At 66.4% G+C, this 5,308-nt stretch carries 3 protein-coding genes; all 3 read right to left on the reverse strand.

Translation table 11 applies throughout. From position 1 onward, the window contains the following. Positions 1-156: 156 nt before the first annotated feature. Entirely contained in the window at positions 157-2,409 is a 2,253-nt protein-coding gene (locus tag ACNPM4_RS17580; protein ID WP_029263322.1) for a RelA/SpoT family protein, read from the reverse strand. 80 nt (positions 2,410-2,489) lie between these two features. Further along, positions 2,490-3,479, reverse strand: coding sequence for a protein translocase subunit SecF (gene secF, locus ACNPM4_RS17585; protein ID WP_029263321.1), 990 nt, complete (start codon positions 3,477-3,479; stop codon positions 2,490-2,492). After that, positions 3,479-5,227, reverse strand: coding sequence for a protein translocase subunit SecD (secD, locus tag ACNPM4_RS17590; protein ID WP_448986536.1), 1,749 nt, complete (start codon positions 5,225-5,227; stop codon positions 3,479-3,481). Before secD ends, secF begins: the two co-directional genes overlap by 1 nt. Positions 5,228-5,308: the final 81 nt, after the last annotated feature.

Genomic DNA, 5,308 nt, shown 5'->3' on the forward strand with positions numbered 1-5,308 from the left:
CGACGACACTGCACCGCGACCCGCGGGTGCTGCCGTGGATGGATCTTCTCGCCGTCGTCTGCCCCGACACCCCGGACGCGGCGATGAACGCGCTGCAGGACCTTCGACGCGTGCCGGGCAGCCGCATGGGTTCGGCCGCTCTGCAGCGCCTCGCCGTCAGGAGGAGGTGACCCGGTAGACGTCGTAGACGGCGTCGATCCGACGGACCGCGTTCAGTACACGGTCCAGGTGCACGGCATCGCCCATCTCGAAGACGAACCGGCTCAGAGCCAAGCGCTCATCGGTGGTGGTGACCGTCGCCGAGAGGATGTTGACGTGGTGCTCGCTCAGCACGCGCGTCACATCGGAGAGAAGGCCCGAGCGGTCGAGCGCCTCGACCTGGATCTGCACGCGGAACACGCTCTTCGTCGTCGGGGCCCACGACACCTCGACGAAGCGGTCCTGCTCGTTGCTGAGCGCCTTGACGTTGACGCAGTCCGCCCGGTGCACCGAGACGCCACTACCGCGCGTCACGAATCCGACGATCTGGTCACCGGGAACCGGGGTGCAGCACTTGGCCAGCTTCACCAGGATGTCGTTGGCGCCGCGCACCAGCACGCCGGAGTCGCCGGATCGCGGCTCACGCGTCGGGACGCTCCCGGGCAGATCGATGGCGCCCGTGCTGGGGTCGTTGGCCGCGACCAGAGCCGTGACCTTCTCGAGCACCGACTGCGTCGACACGTGTCCTTCGCCGACCGCCGCGTAGAGCGCCGAGACGTCTTCGTAGTGCAGCCCGCGCGCGACCTCGGCGAACGAGTCCTGGCTCATCAGCTTCTGCAGCGGCAGGTTCTGACGGCGCATCGCGCGGGCGATGGCCTCCTTGCCCTGCTCGATGGCCTCTTCGCGGCGCTCCTTGGTGAACCAGCCGCGGATCTTGTTCCGCGCCCGGGTGCTCGCGACGAAACCGAGCCAGTCCTGGCTGGGGCCGGCATCCGGGTTCTTCGAGGTGAACACCTCGACCACGTCACCGCTCTTGAGTTCCGATTCCAGAGGCACGAGGCGCCCGTTGACCTTCGCACCCATCGTGCGGTGGCCGATCTCGGTGTGCACCGCGTAGGCGAAGTCCACGGGGGTCGCGCTGGCCGGCAGGCCGATCACCCGCCCCTTCGGCGTGAAGACGTAGACCTCCTTCGCACCGATCTCGAAGCGCAGCGAGTCGAGGAACTCACCGGGGTCAGCGGTCTCGGCCTGCCAGTCGGAGATGTGCGCGAGCCACGCCATGTCGGTGTCGGAGGCGCGGACCTCGGTCTTGCCACCGCCGTTCATCCGCTCCTTGTACATCCAGTGCGCCGCCACACCGTACTCGGCCTGCTGATGCATCTCGTGCGTACGGATCTGAATCTCGACCGTGCGACCGGCGGGACCGATGACCGTGGTGTGCAGCGACTGGTAGAGGTTGAACTTCGGGGTGGCGATGTAGTCCTTGAACCGGCCGGGCAGCGGCGTCCAGCGAGCGTGGATCGCACCCAGGACGGCGTAACAGTCGCGCACCGAGGAGACGAGGACGCGGATGCCGATCAGATCGTAGATGTCGTCGAACTCGCGGCCGCGGATGACCATCTTCTGGTACACCGAGTAGAGCTGCTTCGGGCGCCCGACGACTTTGCCGCGGATGCGGAGATCGCGCAGATCCTCGTCGATCTCCTCGACCACCTGAGCGAGATACTTCTCGCGCTGCGGGGTCCGCTGCGCGATGAGGCTGTGGATCTCGTTGTAGATCTTCGGGTGCAGCACAGCGAACGAGAGGTCTTCGAGCTCGGACTTGATCGCCTGGATGCCGAGACGGTTCGCCAGCGGGGCGTAGATCTCGAGCGTCTCCTTGGCCTTCTTCGTGGCCTTCTCCGGTGGGACGAAACCCCAGGTGCGCGCATTGTGCAGGCGGTCGGCCAGCTTGATGAGCAGGACCCGGATGTCCTTCGACATCGCCACGATCATCTTGCGGACCGTCTCGGCCTGCGCGCTCTCGCCGTACTTGACCTTGTCGAGCTTGGTCACGCCGTCGACGAGCATCGCGACCTCGTCGCCGAACTCGGCGGTGAGATCGGTCAACGCATAGCCCGTGTCTTCGACCGTGTCGTGCAGGAGCGCCGCGGCGATGGCCCGCGGGCCCAGACCGAGCTCGGCGAGGATCTGCGCGACCGCCAGCGGGTGCGTGATGTACGGCTCGCCGCTCTGGCGTTTCTGCCCCTCGTGCTTCTCCTTCGCGACCGCGTATGCGCGTTCGATGACGGAGAAGTCGCCCTTGGGGTGGTTCGCACGCACCGTACGGATCAGGTTGTCGAGGTCGTTGATGCGGGACGCGCGGGAGAAGATGCGGGGAACCAGTCGTCGCAGACTCGAACCCTGCGATGACGTCTGCGGTTCCGCCATCAACTCACCTCCCGATCACTTCATCCTACGCGTGCTGAGGGCGCCGAGCTCCCGCCCGGAGCACCCTCGGGCCGGACCCGTCAGGCTTCGACAGACGCCCGGCTGCGAGCCTCCCGGATGCGGGCGTCGCGCTCCTTGAGCTGGGGCTCGTTCTCGCGGAACAGCGAGTAGAGCGGTGCGGCCACAAACAGCGTGGAGTACGTCGCGACGAGGATCCCGACGAAGATCGACAGCGAGATGTCGGTGAGCGATTCCGCACCGAGCCAGAAGGCGCCGATGAAGAGCACGGCACCGACCGGCAACGCCGCGACCACAGACGTGTTGATCGAGCGCACGAGCGTCTGGTTAACGGCGAGGTTCACCGATTCGCCGAACAGTCGGGCGGACTTCTCCCCGTCTTCGGTGGTGTTCTCCCTGACCTTGTCGAACACGACAGTGGTGTCGTACAGCGAGTACGCCAGGATCGTCAGGAAGCCGATGACGGCAGCCGGAGAGATCTCGAAGCCGGCCAGTGCGTAGACGCCGACCGTGATGACGAGCACGTCGAGCAGGCCGATGATCGCCGCCGCCGACATCTTCCACGTGCGGAAGTAGATCGCGAGGATCAGGAACGTGAGGGCGAGGAAGATCGCGAGCCCCCACAGCGACTGCTTCGTGACGTTCTCGCCCCAGGCCGGGCCGATGAACGACGACGTCACATTGGCGGGCTCCACACCGTAGGCGTCGGCGAGGGCTTCCGCGACGTCCTGCGTCTCGGCGGCGCTCATCTGGTCGGTCTGGACGCGGATGTCCTTCCCGTTCAGGACGACGACCTTGGTCGCGGCTCCCGGCACGACCGACTGGACGGCCTCCTTCGCGGTGTCCTGATCGACCGTGTCGGGCGCCTGCACCGTGAACTGGGACCCACCGGTGAACTCGATGGAGAACTGGATGGGGCGGATGAGCGGCACGAGGGCAGAACCGACGACGAGCACGATGGCGATGATGAACCACAGCCGACGCTTGCCGACGAACGGGAAAGAGGTCTTGCCGGAATAGAGGTTGTTTCCGAACTCATTCATGGAAGGCATCAGGCGTCTCCCTCACTTCCGGGCTTGGTGGGTCTGTCGCCCGCGAGTGCCTCGGCGCGCTTTCGTTCTGCGATGGTCTGGCGGCGATCCGCCTCACCCCGGGAGCGGGCGTTCTTCGCACCGCGACCGGCCGATGCCGTCGAGACCTCCCGGTACTGGGACCGGCTTCGGTACACCGCACCGAGCGCCTCGGGGTCGAGGCCCGAGAGCTTGTGACCGCCGCCGAAGAATCGGGTGCGCGCAAGGAGCTGCATCACCGGGTGCGTGAAGATCACGAAGATGAACACGTCGATCAGGGTGGTGAGACCGAGTGTGAAGGCGAAGCCCTTCACCGTGGCGTCGGCGAGGATGTAGAGCACGACCGCGGCCAGGATGTTGATCGACTTCGAGATGTAGATGGTCCGCTTCGCGCGGCCCCAGCCGTCTTCGACCGCGGCGGTGATCGACTTGCCGTCGCGCAGCTCGTCTCGTATTCGTTCGAAGTAGACGATGAACGAGTCGGCGGTGAAGCCGATCGAGACGATCAGACCGGCGACGCCGGCGAGCGAGAGACGGAAGCCGAGCCGCCAGGCGAGGATGCAGATGATGATGTAGGTCAGGACGGCCATCACCGCGATCGAGGCGATGATCACCGATCCGAGAGCGCGATACACGATGAGCGAATAGATCGCGACGAGTGCGAGACCGATGAGACCCGCGATCAGACCGATCTGCAGCTGCTGGGTTCCGAGAGTCGCCGAGATGGTGTCGGAGCTCTGCACGACGAAGCTGAGCGGCAGGGCACCGAACTTCAGCTGGTCGGCGAGCGTGGTCGCCGTCTCCTGCGTGAAGCTGCCCGAGATGCTGGGACGGCCGTCGAGGATGACGCCGTTCATCCGCGGAGCGCTGATCACGTCGCCGTCGAGCACGAACGCGAACTGATCGCGCGGGGACAGACCGTCGATGCGGTTCTGGTTGAGGCGCGTGCTGACCTTGCCGAAGGCGTCGCCGCCCTCGCCGTTCATCGTCAGCTGCACGATCCACGCGCCGGACTTCTGATCGCGGCCCGCGGAGGCATCCGTGATCGCGGTGCCGTCGAGCTCGGTCGGTCCGAGGAGGAACTTCTGTGCCTTGTCCGGGGAACAGGCGACGACCGGCTCGTCCTTCGGGGCACGGGCGGGGTCGTTGTCCGGGTTCTCGCAGTCGTAGGCCTGGAACTCCGCTGCCAGCTTGTCCGTCACCCATGACAGGTCGCTCGCGTCGGTCGGCTCGGCGGTCGGCGTCGCATTCAGCGACGGGTCCGGGCTGGGGTACGGAGTGGAGTTCCCGTCCTCGCCGACGAACTCGGTGCTCGCGGCCGTCGTGTAGAGCACGGGTCGCAGCTCGAGCTGCGCGCTCGCCTGGATGCGCTCACGAGTCTGCGCATCCGCCTCGCCCGGGATCTGGACGACGATGTTCTGTCCACCCTCGGTCGTGATGTCGGCCTCGGCCACACCCGACGCGTCCACGCGCTGGCGGATGATCGCCGCGGCCTGGTCGAGCTGCTCCTGCGTGGGAGCCGCTCCGTCCTCGGTCTCGGCGCTGAGGACGATCTGGGTGCCGCCCTGCAGGTCGAGTGCGAGCTCAGGAGTCCAGGAACTGACCGTCTGGCCTTCGGCGTCCTTGATGACGTACACGCCCAGCGAGTTGATGCCGAACAGAACACCCGTCACGAGGAGCAGACCGAGGAGGACCCGCCAGGCGTGACGGACGGGAGAAGATGAAGCCACGTGTGTTCAGCTTTCTGGGAGGACGGAGATCCGAAGGGCCGCGCCGGCCGCGGAGATTACTTGTCGTCGGCGTGGGGCGCG

This window comes from Microbacterium umsixpiens, from assembly GCF_053543675.1.

Excerpts from the sequence above, each read along its gene's own strand:
- ACNPM4_RS17580 (WP_029263322.1), bottom strand. The coding sequence starts at position 2,409 with ATGGCGGAACCGCAGACGTCATCGCAGGGTTCGAGTCTGCGACGACTG.
- secF (WP_029263321.1), bottom strand. The coding sequence starts at position 3,479 with ATGCCTTCCATGAATGAGTTCGGAAACAACCTCTATTCCGGCAAGACC.